Annotated in this window: 21 protein-coding genes; 9 read left to right on the top strand and 12 right to left on the bottom strand. The window is 72.8% G+C overall.

The window, feature by feature from the left end; all coding sequences use genetic code 11:
• Positions 1-40: 40 nt before the first annotated feature.
• Both L7N97_RS06890 and cobO read right to left on the bottom strand, forming a co-directional pair.
• Complete coding sequence (locus L7N97_RS06890) at positions 41-1477, bottom strand: cobyric acid synthase (protein WP_237482079.1); 1437 nt, start codon at positions 1475-1477, stop codon at positions 41-43.
• A gap of 32 nt (positions 1478-1509) precedes the next feature.
• Positions 1510-2124 (bottom strand): cob(I)yrinic acid a,c-diamide adenosyltransferase, encoded by a 615-nt coding sequence (gene cobO, locus L7N97_RS06885; protein WP_237477589.1) that lies wholly within the window; start codon positions 2122-2124, stop codon positions 1510-1512.
• A 226-nt stretch (positions 2125-2350) separates the two neighbouring features.
• Between cobO and L7N97_RS06880 the strand changes: the two genes are divergently transcribed.
• From L7N97_RS06880 to L7N97_RS06870, 3 genes are all read left to right on the top strand, one after another.
• The gene (locus L7N97_RS06880; RefSeq protein WP_237477588.1) at positions 2351-3073 is read left to right on the top strand and encodes a DUF1013 domain-containing protein; all 723 of its coding nucleotides are present in this window, start codon (positions 2351-2353) and stop codon (positions 3071-3073) included.
• Positions 3074-3319: 246 nt separating this feature from the next.
• Positions 3320-3595 carry a hypothetical protein gene (locus L7N97_RS06875; RefSeq protein WP_237477587.1) on the top strand — a complete coding sequence of 92 codons (276 nt, stop codon included), beginning with the start codon at positions 3320-3322 and terminating at the stop codon, positions 3593-3595.
• A gap of 20 nt (positions 3596-3615) precedes the next feature.
• Entirely contained in the window at positions 3616-4083 is a 468-nt protein-coding gene (locus L7N97_RS06870) for a hypothetical protein (protein ID WP_237477586.1), read from the top strand.
• Between the two features lie 31 nt (positions 4084-4114).
• Here L7N97_RS06870 and L7N97_RS06865 read toward each other — a convergent pair whose 3' ends face one another.
• Together L7N97_RS06865 and serB are read right to left on the bottom strand one after the other, a co-directional pair.
• The gene (locus L7N97_RS06865; RefSeq protein WP_237482077.1) at positions 4115-5104 is read right to left on the bottom strand and encodes an RluA family pseudouridine synthase; all 990 of its coding nucleotides are present in this window, start codon (positions 5102-5104) and stop codon (positions 4115-4117) included.
• A gap of 23 nt (positions 5105-5127) precedes the next feature.
• Positions 5128-6000 carry a phosphoserine phosphatase SerB gene (gene serB / locus L7N97_RS06860; RefSeq protein ID WP_237477585.1) on the bottom strand — a complete coding sequence of 291 codons (873 nt, stop codon included), beginning with the start codon at positions 5998-6000 and terminating at the stop codon, positions 5128-5130.
• A 114-nt stretch (positions 6001-6114) separates the two neighbouring features.
• Here serB and miaA point away from each other — a divergent pair, with 114 nt between their 5' ends.
• Entirely contained in the window at positions 6115-6984 is an 870-nt protein-coding gene (miaA, locus tag L7N97_RS06855) for a tRNA (adenosine(37)-N6)-dimethylallyltransferase MiaA (RefSeq protein ID WP_428981051.1), read from the top strand.
• On the opposite strand, the gene L7N97_RS06850 is transcribed toward miaA, so the two are convergent.
• From L7N97_RS06850 to L7N97_RS06830, 5 genes are all read right to left on the bottom strand, one after another.
• Positions 6959-7666: a helix-hairpin-helix domain-containing protein gene (locus L7N97_RS06850; protein WP_237477583.1), complete on the bottom strand. Its 708-nt coding sequence runs from the start codon at positions 7664-7666 to the stop codon at positions 6959-6961. The genes miaA and L7N97_RS06850 overlap by 26 nt on opposite strands.
• Before the next feature lie 175 nt (positions 7667-7841).
• Positions 7842-8294: a GNAT family N-acetyltransferase gene (locus tag L7N97_RS06845; protein ID WP_428981050.1), complete on the bottom strand. Its 453-nt coding sequence runs from the start codon at positions 8292-8294 to the stop codon at positions 7842-7844.
• A 56-nt stretch (positions 8295-8350) separates the two neighbouring features.
• The gene (locus tag L7N97_RS06840; RefSeq protein WP_237477581.1) at positions 8351-9379 is read right to left on the bottom strand and encodes a peptidoglycan -binding protein; all 1029 of its coding nucleotides are present in this window, start codon (positions 9377-9379) and stop codon (positions 8351-8353) included.
• Between the two features lies 1 nt (position 9380).
• Positions 9381-10370: a flagellar motor protein MotA gene (locus tag L7N97_RS06835; protein WP_237477580.1), complete on the bottom strand. Its 990-nt coding sequence runs from the start codon at positions 10368-10370 to the stop codon at positions 9381-9383.
• Between the two features lie 204 nt (positions 10371-10574).
• On the bottom strand, positions 10575-11012 hold the full coding sequence (locus L7N97_RS06830; RefSeq protein WP_237477579.1) for a DUF6894 family protein: 438 nt from the start codon (positions 11010-11012) through the stop codon (positions 10575-10577).
• Positions 11013-11468: 456 nt separating this feature from the next.
• Here L7N97_RS06830 and L7N97_RS06825 point away from each other — a divergent pair, with 456 nt between their 5' ends.
• From L7N97_RS06825 to L7N97_RS06805, 5 genes are read left to right on the top strand one after another with little or no spacing between them, the layout of a single operon-like run.
• Entirely contained in the window at positions 11469-11771 is a 303-nt protein-coding gene (locus L7N97_RS06825) for a FliM/FliN family flagellar motor switch protein (RefSeq protein ID WP_237477578.1), read from the top strand.
• Positions 11772-11778: 7 nt separating this feature from the next.
• Positions 11779-12786 (top strand): flagellar motor switch protein FliG, encoded by a 1008-nt coding sequence (locus L7N97_RS06820; protein WP_237477577.1) that lies wholly within the window; start codon positions 11779-11781, stop codon positions 12784-12786.
• Between the two features lies 1 nt (position 12787).
• Positions 12788-13885, top strand: a complete 1098-nt coding sequence (locus L7N97_RS06815; RefSeq protein WP_237477576.1) for an EscU/YscU/HrcU family type III secretion system export apparatus switch protein — start codon at positions 12788-12790, stop codon at positions 13883-13885.
• Positions 13882-14370, top strand: coding sequence for a hypothetical protein (locus L7N97_RS06810; RefSeq protein WP_237477575.1), 489 nt, complete (start codon positions 13882-13884; stop codon positions 14368-14370). Before L7N97_RS06815 ends, L7N97_RS06810 begins: the two co-directional genes overlap by 4 nt.
• Positions 14367-14798 (top strand): PilZ domain-containing protein, encoded by a 432-nt coding sequence (locus L7N97_RS06805; RefSeq protein WP_237477574.1) that lies wholly within the window; start codon positions 14367-14369, stop codon positions 14796-14798. The genes L7N97_RS06810 and L7N97_RS06805 overlap by 4 nt, the downstream gene beginning before the upstream one ends.
• Positions 14799-14880: 82 nt before the next feature.
• Here L7N97_RS06805 and L7N97_RS06800 read toward each other — a convergent pair whose 3' ends face one another.
• The 3 genes from L7N97_RS06800 to L7N97_RS06795 all read right to left on the bottom strand — a co-directional run bounded on the left by L7N97_RS06800 (position 14881) and on the right by L7N97_RS06795 (position 16430).
• Positions 14881-15948 carry a M42 family metallopeptidase gene (locus L7N97_RS06800; RefSeq protein ID WP_237477573.1) on the bottom strand — a complete coding sequence of 356 codons (1068 nt, stop codon included), beginning with the start codon at positions 15946-15948 and terminating at the stop codon, positions 14881-14883.
• A 78-nt stretch (positions 15949-16026) separates the two neighbouring features.
• Positions 16027-16158 carry a hypothetical protein gene (locus tag L7N97_RS29670; RefSeq protein ID WP_255721626.1) on the bottom strand — a complete coding sequence of 44 codons (132 nt, stop codon included), beginning with the start codon at positions 16156-16158 and terminating at the stop codon, positions 16027-16029.
• Entirely contained in the window at positions 16155-16430 is a 276-nt protein-coding gene (locus tag L7N97_RS06795; protein ID WP_237477572.1) for a hypothetical protein, read from the bottom strand. Before L7N97_RS06795 ends, L7N97_RS29670 begins: the two co-directional genes overlap by 4 nt.
• Positions 16431-16615 lie beyond the last annotated feature (185 nt).

Here is a 16615-nt window from a genome sequence, read left to right as displayed (position 1 = left end):
CTTGCGGACCACCCCTGGAGATGGCCGTTTCCCTCGCCCTTCACCGCGCCAGCGTCAGCAGCCTGTCGAGGTCGAGGTGGCGCTCCAGGTGGTCGGCCAAGCGGTCGAGCACGCGCTCGACCTCGGCCTCGTAGCCGAGGTCGGACGGGGCGGCGCCGAGCCGCGCGAGCCAGGCCGCGCGCTGGCGGTCGTCCGCGAAGAAGCCGTGCGCGTAGGCGCCGCACACGAGGCCGTCCGCCGACACGGCGCCGTCCTCCGTCCCGTCGCCGAGGCGCAGCATCGGGCGGGCCCGGTCGGGGCCGCGCGTCACGCCGACGTGCATCTCGTAGCCCGCGAAGGACACGCCGTCGACGGCCGTGGTGCCGGCGACCGGGCGGAGCACCTTGGCGCCCGTCAGCACCGTCTCGACGTCGAGCAGCCCGAGCCCGTCGACGGCGGCCGGCGGCCCCTCGACGCCGTCGGGGTCGGACACGCGGCGGCCGAGCATCTGGTATCCGCCGCAGAGCCCGAGCACGCGCCCGCCGCGGCGGGCGTGGGCCAGGATGTCGACGTCCCAGCCCTCGCGCCGCAGCGCCGCGAGGTCGGCCACCGTCGCCTTGGAGCCCGGCAGCACCACGAGGTCGCAGACGGGCAGGGGCTCGCCCGGCCGCACCATCACGAGGTCCACCCCCGGCTCCAGCTTGAGCGGGTCGAGGTCGTCGAAGTTCGAGATGCGCGGCAGCACCGGCACGGCGACCCGGGCCCCCGAGCCGCGCGCGGGGTGGGCGCCGAGCGCCACGGCGTCCTCGGCGGGCAGCCGCGCGGCCTCCGCGAGATGCGGCACGAGCCCCAGCGCCGGCCAGCCGGTGCGCTCGGCGATGAAGGCCATGCCGTCGGCGAAGAGGGTCGGGTCGCCGCGGAACTTGTTGACCAGGAAGCCCGCCACCATGGCGGCGTCCGCTGGGTCGATCACCGCCCGCGTGCCGACCACCTGGGCGATGACGCCGCCGCGGTCGATGTCGCCGACCAGCACCACGGGCACGTCCGCGCGGCGCGCGAAGCCCATGTTGGCGATGTCGCCCACGCGCAGGTTCACCTCGGCCGGCGAGCCCGCGCCCTCCACCAGCACGAGGTCGGCCTCGGCGCGCAGGCGGGCGAAGCTGTCGAGCACGGCCTCCATCAGCCGCGGCTTCCAGCCCTGGTATTCCCGCGCGCGGGCGTTGCCCACCACGCGGCCCTGCACCACCACCTGGCTGCCCACCTCGCTCTGCGGCTTCAGCAGCACCGGATTCATGTGGACGGTGGGCGGCACGCCGGCCGCGCGGGCCTGCAGCGCCTGGGCGCGGCCGATCTCGCCGCCGTCCGCCGTCACGGCCGCGTTGTTGGACATGTTCTGCGGCTTGAAGGGCCTCACCGCGAGGCCGCGGCGCGCGAAGGCGCGGGCCAGGCCCGCGACGATCAGCGACTTGCCGACGTCCGACCCCGTGCCCTGGAGCATCAGGGCGCGCGCCGGGCCGCGGGCGGGTGCGCTCAAAACTCGATCCCGGCCTGCGCGCGCACGCCGGCGGCGAAGTGGTGCTTCGTGGCCTCGAAGGTGGTGACGAGGTCGGCGGCCTCGATCAGCTCCGGCTTGGCGTTGCGGCCCGTGACGACGACGTGGAGGCCGGGGCGGCGCCCCTTCAGCTCCGCGACGACGTCGGCGAGCGACAGGTAGTCGTAGCGCAGGGCGATGTTGAGCTCGTCGAGCACGACGAGGCGGATGGCGGGATCGGCCATCAAGGCTTGGGCTTTCGCCCAAGCGGCTTTCGCCGCGGCGACGTCGCGGTCGCGGTCCTGCGTTTCCCAGGTGAAGCCCTCGCCCATGGAATGCCAGCGCACCATCTCCGAGCCTTCGAGCAGCCGGCGCTCGCCCGTGTCCCAGGCGCCCTTGATGAACTGCACGACGCCCACCGGCCAGCCGTGGCCGAGCGCCCGCAGCGCGAGCCCGAAGGCGGCCGTGGACTTGCCCTTGCCGGGGCCGGTGTTGACCATCAGCAGCCCCTTCTCGAGGATCGGCTTCGACGCCACCTCGGCGTCCTGGACGGCCTTGCGGCGGGCCATCTTCAGCTTGTGGCGGAGGGGGGCGTCGCTGTCGGCGTCGGTCATGGGGTCGGCTTAGCAAGGCCGGTGCCCGCCGTCACCACGCCGCCGCCGCGCGATCCCGCGCCGCCGCGCCATCGCTCGAACGTTGCGGCACGGCACCGGCGCGCTTATAATCCTGCCATCCCCAACATGACTGCAGGAACACGCCGGGCTCCGGCCGTCATCGGGCTTTCCGCCCGGCGAGGTGGCGCGACCCCGCGCTGCCCTGGGCGACAGGAGACGACACGCGATGAGCGAAGCACCGCTGATGCCCAAGGCCACGGCCGTCTGGCTGGTGGAGAACACCTCCCTGACGTTCGATCAGGTGGCGGAGTTCTGCAAGCTGCATCCCCTGGAGGTGAAGGGCATCGCCGACGGCGAGGTCGCGGCCGGCATCAAGGGCCACGACCCCATCACCTCGGGCCAGCTCCTGCGCGAGGAGATCGAGCGCGGCGAGAAGAACACCAACTACCACCTGCGCATCGCGCCGCCCAAGGTCCGCCTTCCCCCGCCGAAGAAGACCCGCGGCGCCCGCTACACCCCGCTGTCGCGCCGGCAGGACCGGCCCAATGCCATCCTGTGGCTGGTGCGCAACCATCCGGAGCTGAAGGACGCGCAGATCATGCGCCTCGTCGGCACCACCAAGACCACCCTGCAGGCGATCCGCGACCGCACGCACTGGAACTCCTCGACGCTGACGCCGATGGATCCCGTGACGCTTGCGCTGTGCACGCAGATCGACCTCGACTTCGAGGTCAACAAGGCCGCCAAGGACCGCCCCGCCGTCGCCGAGGAGCGCGGCCAGACGCTGGCGCCCGCCGAGGCCACGACCTCGCGCGCGCGGCCCGTCACGGAGGAGGAGGTGTTCGGCTCCTCGTCGAAGGCCCGGCACAACGACGACGAGGACGACCTCGACCTCACCTCCGTGTTCTCGAACATGCGCGGCGGCCGGCACGACGAGGACGAGGAATAGCGGCGGGCGGAGGACCCGTCCTCGCCGCGTCGGTCCCGAGAGACGATCGGGGCTCTCCGGGCTCAGGCGCGCGACGTGGCCCCGCGCGGATCCGACCGCGGATCATGCCCTCGGCATCGCGGGAAGCTGCCAAGCGGGGACGCGCTCGGCGATCTGTTCACGGCGATGTTGATGGCCGCTCCCGCACGGTGTCATGATCCTGCGCGGCACGGCTCGCGGCTCGACCGACACGGATGGACGACTGTCATGGATCGGGACGAGGAGCTGAAAGATTGGGACGGACTCGCCGACGATGCCGTCGTCGAGCTCCGAAAAGTCGATCTCGACACGTTGTACACGTCCATCGTCCAGGTCTCGCTGGCCGTGTTGGCCGGAGATGCTGAACTGCGAAGTTTGGCGCAGGGCGACGACGAGAGGGCCGAAGAGAACTGGAAGAGGAAGGTGCGGGCCCTCAACGACAGCAGGAACGCGCTGAGAGGTCTGCTGAAGAGGATAGCGGATCGACAGGGCGCCGGGGCATGAGCAGGCCCGACCTGCGCCTCGTGAGCGACGAGGAACTGACCGAACTCCTCGCTCGCCCCCTGTCCGCCCCGGCCGCGAAGGGCGGCGGCGGGAGCGGCCCGTTCGACCCCTTGGAGGCCAGGGTCGCCCGGCTCGAGGCGGACATGCGCGAGGTCAAAGCCAACACGCGCACGATCGGCGACACGTTGCTTCGGATCGAAGGCAAGCTCGACACGAAGGCTTCGGCCCTCGACCTCGCGGATGTCAAAGGCAAGCTCGACACCAGGGCCTCCGCCCTCGATCTCGCCGAGATCAAGGGCAAGCTCGACTCCAAGGCTTCGGCCGCCGATGTGGGCTCGCTGTCCGGCAAGCTGAACGACAAGCCCGACACCTGGAAGGTGGTGACGATCGTGCTCGCGCTCGGAGCCATCATGGCCGGCAGCCAGATCATCCGGACGGTGGCGGATGTCCTCCATCCACCGGCTCAACAGGCGATCAAGGGGCCTTGACCGAAAGCCGAGGTCGCCCGCAGGCCCGGCATCACGGCCTGTAGGCCCGCAGCGCCTCGACCAGCCCCGCCATGTCGGGCGGCAGGGGGCTTTCGAACAGCAGCTCCTCGCCCGTGACGGGGTGCTCGAAGCCGAGGCTCGCGGCGTGCAGCGCCTGCCGCCCCAGCGCCGCGATGGCGGCCCGGCAGGCGTCGTCGAGCGCCGCCGCCTTGGTCTTGAAGCCCGCCCCGTAGACCATGTCGCCGATCAGCGGCTGGCCGATCTCCGCCATGTGGACGCGGATCTGGTGCGTGCGGCCCGTCTCCAGCCGGCAGCGCATCAGCGTCGCCACGGGCGGGAACTTCTCCTCCACGGCCCAGTGCGTCACCGCGTGGCGGCCCTTGTCCTCGCGCACCACCGCCATGCGCTCGCGGTGGTGCGGGTGGCGGCCGATGGCCGCGTCGACCGTGCCGAAGCTGCGGTCGGGCAGGGTCCACACGCCCGCGAGGTATTCGCGCACCAGCGAGCCCAAGCGCCCGTGGTCGGCGAAGATGTCGGCGAGGCCCTTGTGGGCGCGCTCCGATTTCGCCGCCACCATCAGGCCCGTCGTGTCCTTGTCGAGCCGGTGCACGATGCCGGGCCGGCGCACGCCGCCGATGCCCGACAGGCCGGCGCCGCAGTGGTGGAGCAGCGCGTTGACCAGCGTGCCGCTCGCGTGGCCCGGCGCCGGATGCACCACGAGGCCCACCGGCTTGTCGATCACGATCAACTCGTCGTCCTCGAAGACGATGTCGAGCGGGATGTCCTCCGGCAGCGGCGTGGCGTCGACCGCCGGCGGCACGGCGAAGAGCACCCGCGCGCCCTCCTTCGGCTTGGCGTTGGGGTTCGCCGCCACCGCGCCGTCGACCCGCACGAAGCCGTCCGCGATCAGCTCCTGCAGCCGCGTGCGCGACAGGCCCAGCTCCTCGCGCGCGGCGTGGAGCGCGAGGAGCTTGTCTAGCCGCTGCCCGGCCTCGTCCGGCCCCACCGCGAAGGCGGACATCTCCGGGCCGTCGTCGAACTCGGTCAAGACGCGAACTCCGATCGCCTGTAGCCCTGCACGAACAGCAGCGCGTCGAGGTCGTTGTGGTCGATGCGGGCGTGCGCGGCCGCGGCGACGGCGGGCTTGGCGTGGAACGCCACGCCGAGCCCCGCCTCGCCCAGCATGGCGAGGTCGTTGGCGCCGTCGCCCACCGCCATCACGGCCGAGCGCGGGAGGCCCCGCGACCCCCGCAGCGCGACGAGCCGGTCGAGCTTGGCCTCGCGGCCGAGGATCGGCTCGGTCACGGTGCCGGCGAGGCGGTCGCCGTCGATCTCCAGCGTGTTGGAGCGGTGCTCGTCGAAGCCGAGCCGGGCCGCGACCGCCCCGGTGAACAGCGTGAAGCCGCCCGACACCAGCGCGCAATAGCCTCCGTGCGCCCGCATGGTCCGCACCAGCGCCGCGCCGCCGGGCATCAGCGTGATCCGCTCGGCCAGCACGCGGTCGACCGTGTCGACCGGCAGGCCGCGCAGCAGCGCCACCCGCTCGCGCAGCGCGGGCTCGAAGGCGATCTCGCCCCGCATGGCGCGCTCGGTGATGGCGGACACCTCGGCCTTGAGGCCGGCGAAGTCCGCGAGCTCGTCCACGCATTCCTGGTGGATCATCGTGGAGTCCATGTCGGCCAGCAGCAGCCGCTTGCGCCGCCCGGCGGCGGGCTGCAGCACGGCGTCCACCGCCTCGCCGGCCAGCGCCTCGGCGAGGGCGGCGCGCAGGGACGGCAGGTCGGCCGGGGCGGCCGTGAAAGGGATGTCGACGGCCTGACCGGGGTCGAGCCAGTCCGGCGCGCCGGCGCCCGGCAGGACGGCCGCGAGCGCGGCGAGCCGCGGCGCCCCGATCTCGTTCCGGCCTTTACGGGCCATCACGGTCGCGACACAAGGCTCCGGGGGCTGCGGCATCGGATGGGAGATCACGTGGACGGGGGACGGGCGATCCTCATCGCAGGCCCGACGGCGAGCGGCAAGTCCGCGCTGGCGATGCGCCTCGCCGAGCGGCGGGGCGGGATCGTGGTCAACGCCGATTCCATGGCGGTCTACCGCGACCTCGCGATCCTGACCGGGCGGCCCACGGCGGCCGACCTCGCCCGCGCGCCGCACCGGCTCTACGGCCACCGCGACGCGGCCGAGCCCTATTCGGTCGGGATCTGGCTGCGCGAAGCCGCGGAGGAGATTCGCCGGGCGGCGGCGGCCGGCGCCGTGCCGGTCGTGGTCGGCGGCACGGGGCTGTTCTTCAAGGCGCTGACGCAGGGCCTGTCCGACATCCCCCCCGTGCCGGACGAGGTGCGGGCGCGGATCCGGGCCGAGAGCGAGGGGGTGCCGCCCGAGGCGCTGCACGCGCGGCTCGCGGCGGCGGACCCCGCCACCGCGGCGCGGCTCCGGCCGACGGACCCGCAGCGGGTCGTGCGGGCGCTGGAGGTCCTCGCCGCGACCGGGCGGCCGCTGGCGTGGTTCCAGGCGCGGCGGTCGGCGCCCGTCCTCCCGCCGGGGCGCTGGATCGGTGTGGCGCTGGCGCCGGAGCGCGCGGGCCTGCGCCGCGCCATCGACGCGCGCTTCGACCGCATGATGGAGCAGGGGGCGCTCGCCGAGGCGGAGCGGCTCGCCGCCCGCGGGCTCGACCCCGCTCTGCCGGCCATGCGGGCGCTCGGGGTGCCGCCGCTGCTCGCGCATCTCGCCGGGACGCTGTCGCTCGCGGAGGCCGTGGCGCGGAGCAAGGCGGAGACGCGCGCCTACGCCAAGCGCCAGGACACCTTCGCGCGCCACCAGCTCGCGGGCTTCGCCCCGGCGGCGCCGGAGCGGGCCGAGGAGGCTCTCCGCGGCGGAGCTACTGCGCCGCGACCTGATTCTTGATCTGCTCGTAGACGCTGCGGCGCACGACCCGCTTCCTCACCAGATCCTCGACCGAGCCGTAGGGGCGGTGCTTGACGATGGTCTGGCCGATGTGGCCGCCGCCGAGATGGTCCAGCGCGGCCACCGACGCGCTGTTGAGGTTCACACTGCCCTTGCCGGCGGGCGGCTCCGCGGCCGGCTGGGTGTCGGCGTCGGCCGAAGCTACCACAACGGGCGAGGGCTTGGCGGGGGCCGGCACTGCGGCGACCGCCGGTGTGGCCGCAGGCGCGGCCGGTGCCGCGGCGACCGGGGCGGCCGCCTGAGCGGCCGGGGCAGGGGCGGGCGCGGCGGGCGGGGGAGCGGCCGGCACCGAGGGAGCGGCGGCGGCGAACTTGCGCGGCTGGACCGGCGTGTCGCCCAGCGGTCCGGGGTAGACGACCCGGACCGGGGCGATGTCGGCGGGCTGGACGGCCTGCTGCGCGGGAGCGCCGGTCGCCGGCGCGGGTGCCTGCTGAGCCGGGGCGGCGGAGGCCGCTGAAGCCACGGCGGAGGCCGGCGCCGCGGCGAGGGGAGCGGCGTTGGCCTTGGCCACCGCCTTGCCCGGCCCGCGCGTGATGATCAGGGCCGCCTGGGCGATCACGCCCAGCGACACGAGCAGCACGGCCAGGATCAGGAAGCGGCCGACGATCGATCGCGTCATCATGTGCAGTCTCCCGTCGCCGCCCGGCCGACGCGTTGGAGGGATCGCGCCCGCGGCGGACGCGCCGCATGCGCCGTCCGGGCGGCCCGTCAAGGGAACTCGAACGTCTCAGCCGCGATAATAGCGATGTGTGGCGAGACTGCGAAACCGCCCGCCGGCCCGCTCCGGCTGTCCTTTGTTATGGACAGGTTTCATTTCCGGCTGCGGGACGAATTGTTCCGTCGTGTCGTTTTTGCGCAACACCGTCCCACCGCAGCGAGAGCGTCGGCAGGCCCGAGCGCGGGTTGCTCCCCGTTGAAACCTCGACGAAGCCGTGCCGCGCGTAGAAGCGCCGAGCGCGGGCGTTGGCGGCGTTGACGTCGAGCGAGAGGCCGCCCGGCGACAGCGCCTTGGCGGCCCCCATCAGCCGGTCGGCCACCCCCGCGCCCTGCTGGTCGGGCCGGACCGCGAGCTGGTCGAGGTGACGGCGCGCGGGGTCGACGGTGACGAAGCCCGCGGGCGCGCCGCCCACCTCGGCGACGATGATCCGGGCGCCCGCCAGCAGGAGCGCGTCGAGGTGCGCTGCGAGCCAGGGCCGGCGGGCGTCGAAGTCGATCTCGGGCATCGCGGCGCGCCACGCCAGGACCCACAGGTCGGCGAGGGCGGGGCGGTCCGCCGCGACGGCGTCGCGAAGCGCTTCGCGCGGGCTCAGCGCTCGGTCAGCTTCAGCTCGATGCGCCGGTTGCGGCTCATCGCCTCCTCGCTCGTGCCGGGGTCGATCGGCTGGAACTCGCCGAAGCCGGCCGCGACGAGCCTCTGCGGGTCGACGCCCTTCGACACGAGGTACTGCACGACCGCGATGGCGCGCTCGGCCGACAGATCCCAGTTCGACTTGAACAGCGGGGACGCGATCGGCCGCCGGTCGGTGTGGCCGTCGACGCGCAGGACCCACGGGATGTTCGGCGGGATTTCGCGTTCGAGGTCGACGGCGGCCGCGGCCAGCTTGTCGAGCGCGGGGGCGGCGCTGGGCTTCACGGTGGCCTGCCCGCTGTCGAACAGCACCGAGGACTCGAACACGAAGCGGTCGCCCACCACGCGGATGCCCGGGCGGTTGCCGATGATCTCGCGCAGGCGCCCGAAGAAGTCGGAGCGGTAGCGGTTCAGCTCCTGCACCTTCTGGGCGAGGGCGACGTTGAGGCGCGAGCCGAGGTCGGAGATCTTGGCCTGGGCCTCCTGGTCGCGCGACTCGGAGGCGCTCAGCGCCGCCTCGATGGCGGCGAGCTGGCGGCGCAGCGCCGCGATCTGCTGGTTCAGGGCGTCGACCCGCGCCATGGCGCCCGACAGGACGTCGGACTGCGCGTCGAGCTTGCGGGCGGATTCGTCGGCCGCGGCCCCGGCGGCGCCGGCCGCCGCGGCGCTGCCCTGGAGCTGGGCGGCGAGGCTGGCCTTCTCCTGGTCGGCGGAATCCAGCGTCGCCTGCAGCGAGGCGAGGCTCGACTGGGTGTCGGCCTTGCCGGCGCGCTCCAGCGACAGGAGCGAGGTCAGCTGCTCGATCTGGCGGTTGAGCTGCGAGAGCGCATTGTCCTTCTGCGACACGTCGCGCGACATGAAGAACTGCGACAGCATGAAGACGGATAGGAGGAAGGTGATGACCAGGAGCATGGTCGACAGCGCGTCGACGAAGCCGGGCCAGTAGTCGATCGTGCGCGCCGGGCGCCGCGTGCGGCCGAGCGCCATGCTAGCGGACTTCCGACTCGCGGGCGATGCGCTCCAGGAGGCGTCGCATCTCCCGGTTCTGCTCGGCCTGGCCCTCGACCCAGTCGCGGATCATCTGCTGTTCGCCGCGCATGTGCTGCACGAGGCTCTGGATGCCCTCGGCGAGGTTGGCCATGGCGGCGGTGGCGGCGCGGCTCGACGACTGGTCGGCGCCGAGCGCGATGCGGTCGAGCGCGACGCGGAGGTCCGCCGGCACGCCGGCCGGCGCGGGGAGCGCGGCCTCGGTCCCGGCGGCCGCGAGCGGGTCGGCCGTGAGGGCGCTGAGCTTGTCCTCGAGCTGGTTGTAGAATCGGTTCTGCGCCTGCCCGGCCTGGAGGTCGAGGAAGCCGAGCACGAGCGAGCCCGCGAGGCCGAACAGCGAGGAGGTGAAGCTCACGCTCATGCCCGCGATGGGGGCGGCGAGGCCGTTCTTGAGGTCGTCGAACATCACGGCGGAGTCGTTGCCGGCCGTCATGTTGCGGATCACGCCCGCGATGGAGCCGACCGTCTCGAGGAGGCCCCAGAAGGTGCCGAGCAGGCCGAGGAAGATGAGGAGGCCGGTGAGGTAGCGAGCGATCTCGCGCGACTCGTCGAGGCGCGTGCCGACGGAGTCGAGGATGGCGCGCAGCGTCACGGTGGAGATGGTGGGCCGGCCCTCCCCGCGGTCGGCCAGGATGGTCGCCATGGGGGCGAGCAGCACGGGCGGCTTGGCGGCCGGGGCGGACGGGTTGTTGACGCTGTTGGCCCAGCGGATCTCGGGGAACAGGCGGAACACCTGGCGCAGCCCGAGCACGATGCCGACCAGCAGCACGCCCAGGATCAGCCCGTTCAGCGGCGGGTTGGCCATGAAGGCGCGTCCGATCTGGTCCTGCAGGATCAGGGCGACGAAGCCGGCCAGGATCAGGAACACGGCCATCCGGACCAGGAAGATCCGGGGCGAGGACAGGCGGAACGGGTCGGCTCGTGTCGCCATGGTGGGGGCCGCGGGCGTCCTGGGTCGCGGGAGCGCGACGGGTCCCCTCGCCCTTAGCAGGTTTCCGCCCGCATCGCGAGTTGCGGAGCGGAGGGCCGGCGCGGGCCCGGGCCGGTCCCCGTAGGGCGAGCCGCGCGCAGCTGACCGACCCGTCCGGGCCGCACGATGCCCCGTCCCGGTCCGTGCGTGATCACGACCGATGCTTCACGCGTCTTTTTCGTTCCATTTCTGCACTGCTCTGCGACTGGCTTCGACCTGCGCCCTCGTGTCGTCGATGACGGTCAACATGGCTTCGATGTTTTGAGCCAGCTTTTCGGACAGCGCCCGCGCTTCAGCCTTCAATTCCGTGCGGCGTGCCATTTGGAAGTTCACCCCGGTCACGGTCGTGACGTAGGGCCGGTTCTGATCCGTGACATGCTGTCCCTGGAACAGCATCATCGCGCGATAGACGACCTCCCCCGCTTCATCCCTGACAGAGGCGACGAAGCCATGCGACTGCCGGTCGGGCAGGGTCTCCTTCGCGAACTCCGGCAGGAGCGCCGCCGCCTCGTCGGCCGCTTCCGCGACGTTCGGCAACTCTAGGCCGACCGCGTCCCGCATAGCTTTCCGACCATCGTAGACGTCGAAGAAGAACGTCGGCATGTGATGCCCTGCGATTATGAGTGGACGTTAACTGGAGCCGACTTGAAGAGTTGCAAATAAGCCATCTTGACGCAACGGAGGAGGAGCGAGTGGGTGTCCGCTCGTTCGCTGCTTCGCTCTTCGCGCCTCCCCGGCTCAGTCCGGGCTGCGGCGGGTCCGGTGACTTCCGTCGAGCGACGCGGTGCGGGCACGCCACCCCCTGCCGCCGGGCAGTGTCGCGGCGATCGATGTCGGTCAGTTTCCATCGCGGGCTTTTCGGGTCCCGAGATGCATCCGACCTCGCCGGGGAGGCCCTGTCGGCGCGGGCCGTCGACGAACAGCCGGCGAAGCAGGCTCCCACGATCGTCCTGTTTCCGTCAACCGTTCGGCCGCGACCCACGCGCAAGCCTCCCGGCCTAGCCTTCGCGGAATGAAGGGGCGTGGCCCGCCCCGCTCGGATCCGCCAGGTCTCTCCCGATGTCGCTCGACGAAGACGTCTCCCCTCCCGAACCCGCCATGGGGCTCGGCGCCATCCTGGACATCCCGTTGTCGGTGCAGGTCGTGCTCGGCGGCACCTCGATGCCGGTGGCGAACCTGATGAAGCTCGGCCGCGGCGCGGTGATCCCGCTCGACCACCGCGTCGGCCAGCCGGTCGACATCGTGGTCAACGGCCGCGTCATCGCCCGGGGCGACATGACGGTGATCGAGGGCGATGCCGACCGCCTCGGCGTGGCCCTGACCGAGATCGTCGGCGCGTCCGGCCCGGGCGGGCGGGGCTGACGCCGCGATGTCGACCGCCATCGCGGCCTACAGCGACCACCGCACCCTCACCGGCCCCGAGAAGGTCGCGGCCCTGCTGCTCGCCATGGGCAAGCCGCTGGCGAGCCGCCTGCTCAAGCACTTCGACCCCGGCGAGCTGAAGACCATCACGCGCTCGGCCGCGGCGCTCGGCGCCGTGCCGATCACCGCGCTCGAAGGGCTGGTGGAGGAGCTGGCGCAGCAGTTCTCGCGCGGCGTCGACCTGCGCGGCACCGCCGCCGAGGTCGAGCACCTGCTCGGCGGCGTGCTGCCGCCCGAGCAGGTGGCGGAGATCATGTCGGACGTGCTGGGCTCGTCCAACTCCTCGACCTGGGTGCGGCTGTCCGGCCTGCCGGAGGCCGACCTCGCGGCCTACGTGGGCAAGGAGCACCCGCAGACCGCGGCGCTGATCCTCGCCCGCCTGACCCCCGAGGCGGCCGCCAAGGCGCTGGCGATCATGCCGCGCGAGTCGCGCAACGCGCTGACCCGCCGCATGCTGGCGCTCCGGCCGGTCAGCGAGGCCACGATCAAGATCCTCGAGAACAAGCTGCGCGACGACCTGCTCAACGGCCCGCCGCGCGACGCCAACGCCAACACCCGCGGCCGCGTCGCCGACATCCTCAACCGCATGGAGCCGGAGCAGGCCGAGGAGGTGCTCCTCTCCATCGCGGAAGCCAAGCCGGTCGACGCCGCGGCGCTGCGCTCGAAGATGTTCTCCTTCAACGACGTGGTGAATCTGCCCGCGAAGTCGAAGAGCGTGCTGTTCGACCGCGTGCCGACCGAGCAGATCACCATGGCGCTGCGCGGCACCGACGCCACCTTCCGCGACGCCGTGCTGTCGGCGCTGGGCGCCCGCGCCCGCCGCCTGATCGAGAACGAGCTGAACTCCGACGGCGGCTCCGCGAAGGAGATCGCGGCGGCCCGGCGCGCCATCTCGACCACCGTGCTGCAGCTGTCGTCGCTCGGCGAGATCGAGCTCTCGGCCGAGGCGGCGTGAGATGTCCGAGGACGCCGACGACGAGGGCAAAACCTTCGAGCCGACGGAGAAGAAGCTCCGCGAGGCTGTCGAGCGCGGCGACCTGCCGGTGTCGCGCGAGGCGGCGCTGCTCGGCGGGCTCGGCGCCACGCTGGTGGTGTGCACGCTGACGCTGCGCCCCGGCGCGGCCCGGCTCGCCGACACGCTGGCCCACCTGTTCGAGGACCCGGCGCGCTGGCGGCTCCAGAACGGCGCCGACGCCGGCGACCTCGTCGGCGTGCTGCTCGGGGCCGCGGCGAGCTTCGTGCTGCCGGTCTTCGCCATCGTGCTCGCGGCCGGGCTGGCCGTGTCCTTCGCCCAGAACGCGCCCTCGGTGGTGCTGGACCGCATCGCGCCGAAGCTCAGCAAGGTGTCGCCCGCCGCCGGCCTCGCCCGCATGCTCGGCAAGGCCGGCGCGGTCGAGTTCGCGAAGAGCCTCGCCAAGCTCGCCATCATGGGCTGCGTAGCGGCCCTGGTGCTCGCGTCCGAGCGCGACACGGTGGTCGACACCGTCTTCGTGTCGCCCGCGCTGGTGCCGGACCGCATCCTGGCGCTGCTGGTCAAGCTCCTGTCCGGCGTCACCGCCGCCTTCGTGCTCGTCGGCGTCGCCGACATCGCGTGGACGCGGGTCAAGTGGCGCCGCCGCATGATGATGACGCGCCAGGAGGTCAAGGACGAGCACAAGCAGAACGAGGGCGATCCCGCGGTCAAGGCCAAGCGCCGGTCGCTGGCGCTCGACCGCCGCCGCCGCCGCATGATGGCGGACGTGCCCCGCGCGACGCTCGTGATCGCCAACCCGACGCATTTCTCCATCGCGCTCCGCTACAAGCGCGAGGAGGGCGGCGCGCCGGTGGTGATCGCCAAGGGCCAGGACATCCTGGCGCTGAAGATCCGCGAGATCGCCGCCGAGCACGGCATCGCGGTCATCGAAAACAAGCCCCTCGCAAGGTCCATGTACGACCTTGTCGAGGTGGGCGAGCTGATTCCCCCCGAATTCTATAAGGCTGTTGCGGAAGTGATCCACTACGTCCAGTCGCGCGACAATCGCCGCCCCTCGCCGACCCCGGCGGTGATGCATTGACCGACCTCGCCGATCCCGACGCCGGCGCCTACGCGGCGGTGCTGGCCGACAGCCTGCGCGACGTCGCCGCCGACCTGCGCACCATCGACCCCGTCGACCTCGTCAGCTTCATCCGCTTCGGCTCCTTCCCGGCCATCGAGGACCTGATCCAGTCGTCGGCCGAGCTGTTCTTCCGCCACGGCTCGCTGATCTCGGCCTGGACGGCCTGCGTCGACCTCGCCTGGGACAGCCTGCCCCTGGTGACGCTGGGGCTGGAGTTCCACCACCCGATCGTGTCGGTCTTCTTCGACCTCGCCCTCGGGGCGCGGGGCGACGAGGTGGCGGTGCGCTCCGTGCTGTTCGACGAGCCGGTGGCCGACCGCGAGGATCGCCTCGACCGCCTCGCCCGCGCGCTGGCCGAGGCGCGGCTGCCGCGCCGGGCGGCCGGGCGCGCGGCGCCGCTCGGGCTCGTGCCGAGCGCGCGGCCGGGGCTGACGGGCCGGTGAGCCCGCCCGATCCGGCTCCGTCGGTGGTCGCGGCCCGGCGGGTCGCGGACGGCGCGGCGCCGTCGCCGGCCGAGTTCACCTACGCGGTGATCCGCGAGCCGGTGGTGGCCGGAGGGGAGCGGCGCACGACCGTGCGCCGCCGCACGCGCCTGCGCTCCGGCAAGGTGGTGGGCGCCGACGGGCAGTTCATGACGGACTGCCTCATCGCCAACCGTTCGGCGGGGGGCGGGCTGATGCGCCTGCCGGCGCCCCTGCGGCTGCCGGACCGCATCCTGGTCTACGACGACCAGACCGGCGACCTGCTGGCCGCGACGGTGGTGTGGCGCCGCGACCGCGACGTGGGCCTGCGCTTCGGCTCGCCCGAGCGGGACGCGCGCTTCCGCGCCATCGCGGACAGCATGCGGCGCAAGTTCTACGCGGTGCGGTGAAAAGTCGGTTTCCAGAGGCCGCCGGCCTTTGTCGGGTGTGGGGCAGCGCCCCACGTCCCGTGTCGTGTCCGCGGTCGCCCCCTCAACGCGGCGTGAAATCCGTTTCGGGCGTGACCTGGCGGCAGTAGGCGGCCATCAGCCGGGCGCAGTCCTCGACGTCCTTCAGGCTCAGGAGCTCGACCGGCGTGTGCATGTAGCGCAGCGGCACGCCGAGCAGGCCCGTCGCCATGCCGGCGCGGTTGAGCTGCATGGCGTTGGCGTCCGTGCCGGTGCCGGCCGCGCTGACGCTGACCTGGTAGGCGATGCCGGCCTCGCGCGCCGCCGCCGTGACGAGCTCGAAGGTGACCGGGTTGGTGTTGGGCCCGCGCGACACGCTGGGGCCCTTGCCGACCTCCAGGTGCCCGTGCAGCACCTTGTTGACGCCCGGATAGTCGGTGGCGTGGTTGACGTCGACCGCGAGGCCGGTCTGGGCCGCGATGCCGTAGGCGGCCGTGCGGGCGCCGCGCAGCCCGATCTCCTCCTGCACGGTCGCGACGGCGTGGACGCCCACGTCCGGGTGGAGGCCGCCCTCCTCCTTCAGCAGGCGCAGCGCCTCGGCGACCACGAAGGTGCCCATCTTGTTGTCGAAGCCGCGCGCCGTGGCGCGGTCGCCCATCAGGGGCTGGAACTCGCACTGGTAGGTGGCGACGTCGCCGAGGCTGACGACCTCGGCGGCCTCGGCGCGCGAGGTCGCGCCGATGTCGATCCACATGTCCTTGATCTCGGGCTTCTTCTTGCGCTCCTCCTCGTTCTGAAGGTGGATGGCGGTGCGGCCGATGACGCCCGCGATGCGCTGCCGCCCGTAGACCCACAGCCGCTGGCCGATCGCCACCGCGCTGTCGTGGCCGCCGATGGTGCGGAAGTGGAGCTGCCCCGCGTCGTCGATGTGGTGGACGATGAAGCCGAGCTCGTCCATGTGGCCGGCGAGCATGATCCGCATCTCGGCCGCGGGGTTGAGCACCGCCGACACGCTGCCGTGCACGTCCGTGGTGACGCGGTCGGCGAAGGGCTCGGTGTAGGCGCCGTAGACGCGGGCGGCCGGCTGCTCGTAGCCGCTGGGCGAGGGGGCGTCGGCGATGCGGCGCAGGAAGTCGAGGGATTGCTGTCTCATCGGGGCAGGGTGCCGGGCGCGATGGGGCGCCGTCAAGGCGGCGCGGGGGCGGGCCGCCCGCCGCCGGCCGGGGCCGGATCAGTGCATCGTTCGGCGCGCCATGCTGCTCAGCACGTCCAGGCGCAGGCGCTCGATCGGGCCGCGCGCCTCGGCGCCGGTCAGCGGCCGGGCCGCGTCCCGCGCGCCGTCCCGGCCGGAGCCGGCCGTCACGCTCCCACCTCCGCGGCCGACAGGGCTTCCTCGCCGGCCGAGCGCGCCGCGTCGGCGGTGGAGAAGCCGAGGGGGCCGCGGTCGATCACCACCGCGCCGAAGCGGCGGATCTCCCAGCCGAAGGGGAGGCGCTCGTCCCCGAGCCGGACCACGAACAGCTCGGGGGTGCCGCGGGGCTTGGCGAGGTCGCGCTTCCGCCGCCGGGCTTCGATCGCGGCGGCCTGCGCGGCAGCGGTGAAGTGGCGCCGGGAGGGGGGCTTCGGGAGGCTCATGGGCAAAAGCACGCGCGGAAAGGGTCAGCCCCAGGACCACGCGCTGTGGCGCCCGTCGCTATCGTGAGATAAGCACCACATCATCTGTTCGATCCGAAGGTCACCGCGTCTTCAACGCGGTTCGATGTAAAATTCATCAAAAGCCGTATTGTCGATCCGTCGATCGACCGGTTTTCGACTGAGAT

The sequence above is a fragment of the Lichenibacterium dinghuense genome (genome assembly GCF_021730615.1).
Classification (GTDB): domain Bacteria; phylum Pseudomonadota; class Alphaproteobacteria; order Rhizobiales; family Beijerinckiaceae; genus Lichenihabitans; species Lichenihabitans dinghuensis.
The sequence above is the reverse complement of the archived record's forward strand: the minus strand, read 5'-3'. Positions and strand labels throughout refer to the sequence as shown.

What these genes read in the sequence shown, in the direction of transcription:
- L7N97_RS06815 (WP_237477576.1), top strand. Translation starts at nt 12,788, where the DNA reads ATGTCCGAGGACGCCGACGACGAGGGCAAAACCTTCGAGCCGACGGAG.
- L7N97_RS06820 (WP_237477577.1), top strand. Translation starts at nt 11,779, where the DNA reads ATGTCGACCGCCATCGCGGCCTACAGCGACCACCGCACCCTCACCGGC.
- cobO (WP_237477589.1), bottom strand. Translation starts at nt 2,124, where the DNA reads ATGACCGACGCCGACAGCGACGCCCCCCTCCGCCACAAGCTGAAGATG.
- L7N97_RS06835 (WP_237477580.1), bottom strand. Translation starts at nt 10,370, where the DNA reads ATGGCGACACGAGCCGACCCGTTCCGCCTGTCCTCGCCCCGGATCTTC.
- L7N97_RS06840 (WP_237477581.1), bottom strand. Translation starts at nt 9,379, where the DNA reads ATGGCGCTCGGCCGCACGCGGCGCCCGGCGCGCACGATCGACTACTGG.
- L7N97_RS06890 (WP_237482079.1), bottom strand. Translation starts at nt 1,477, where the DNA reads ATGCTCCAGGGCACGGGGTCGGACGTCGGCAAGTCGCTGATCGTCGCG.
- L7N97_RS06800 (WP_237477573.1), bottom strand. Translation starts at nt 15,948, where the DNA reads ATGAGACAGCAATCCCTCGACTTCCTGCGCCGCATCGCCGACGCCCCC.
- L7N97_RS06830 (WP_237477579.1), bottom strand. Translation starts at nt 11,012, where the DNA reads ATGCCGACGTTCTTCTTCGACGTCTACGATGGTCGGAAAGCTATGCGG.
- L7N97_RS06875 (WP_237477587.1), top strand. Translation starts at nt 3,320, where the DNA reads ATGGATCGGGACGAGGAGCTGAAAGATTGGGACGGACTCGCCGACGAT.
- L7N97_RS06850 (WP_237477583.1), bottom strand. Translation starts at nt 7,666, where the DNA reads ATGATGACGCGATCGATCGTCGGCCGCTTCCTGATCCTGGCCGTGCTG.
- L7N97_RS06865 (WP_237482077.1), bottom strand. Translation starts at nt 5,104, where the DNA reads ATGTCCGCCTTCGCGGTGGGGCCGGACGAGGCCGGGCAGCGGCTAGAC.
- L7N97_RS06795 (WP_237477572.1), bottom strand. Translation starts at nt 16,430, where the DNA reads ATGAGCCTCCCGAAGCCCCCCTCCCGGCGCCACTTCACCGCTGCCGCG.
- L7N97_RS06880 (WP_237477588.1), top strand. Translation starts at nt 2,351, where the DNA reads ATGAGCGAAGCACCGCTGATGCCCAAGGCCACGGCCGTCTGGCTGGTG.
- L7N97_RS06825 (WP_237477578.1), top strand. Translation starts at nt 11,469, where the DNA reads ATGTCGCTCGACGAAGACGTCTCCCCTCCCGAACCCGCCATGGGGCTC.
- serB (WP_237477585.1), bottom strand. Translation starts at nt 6,000, where the DNA reads ATGGCCCGTAAAGGCCGGAACGAGATCGGGGCGCCGCGGCTCGCCGCG.
- miaA (WP_428981051.1), top strand. Translation starts at nt 6,115, where the DNA reads ATGCGCCTCGCCGAGCGGCGGGGCGGGATCGTGGTCAACGCCGATTCC.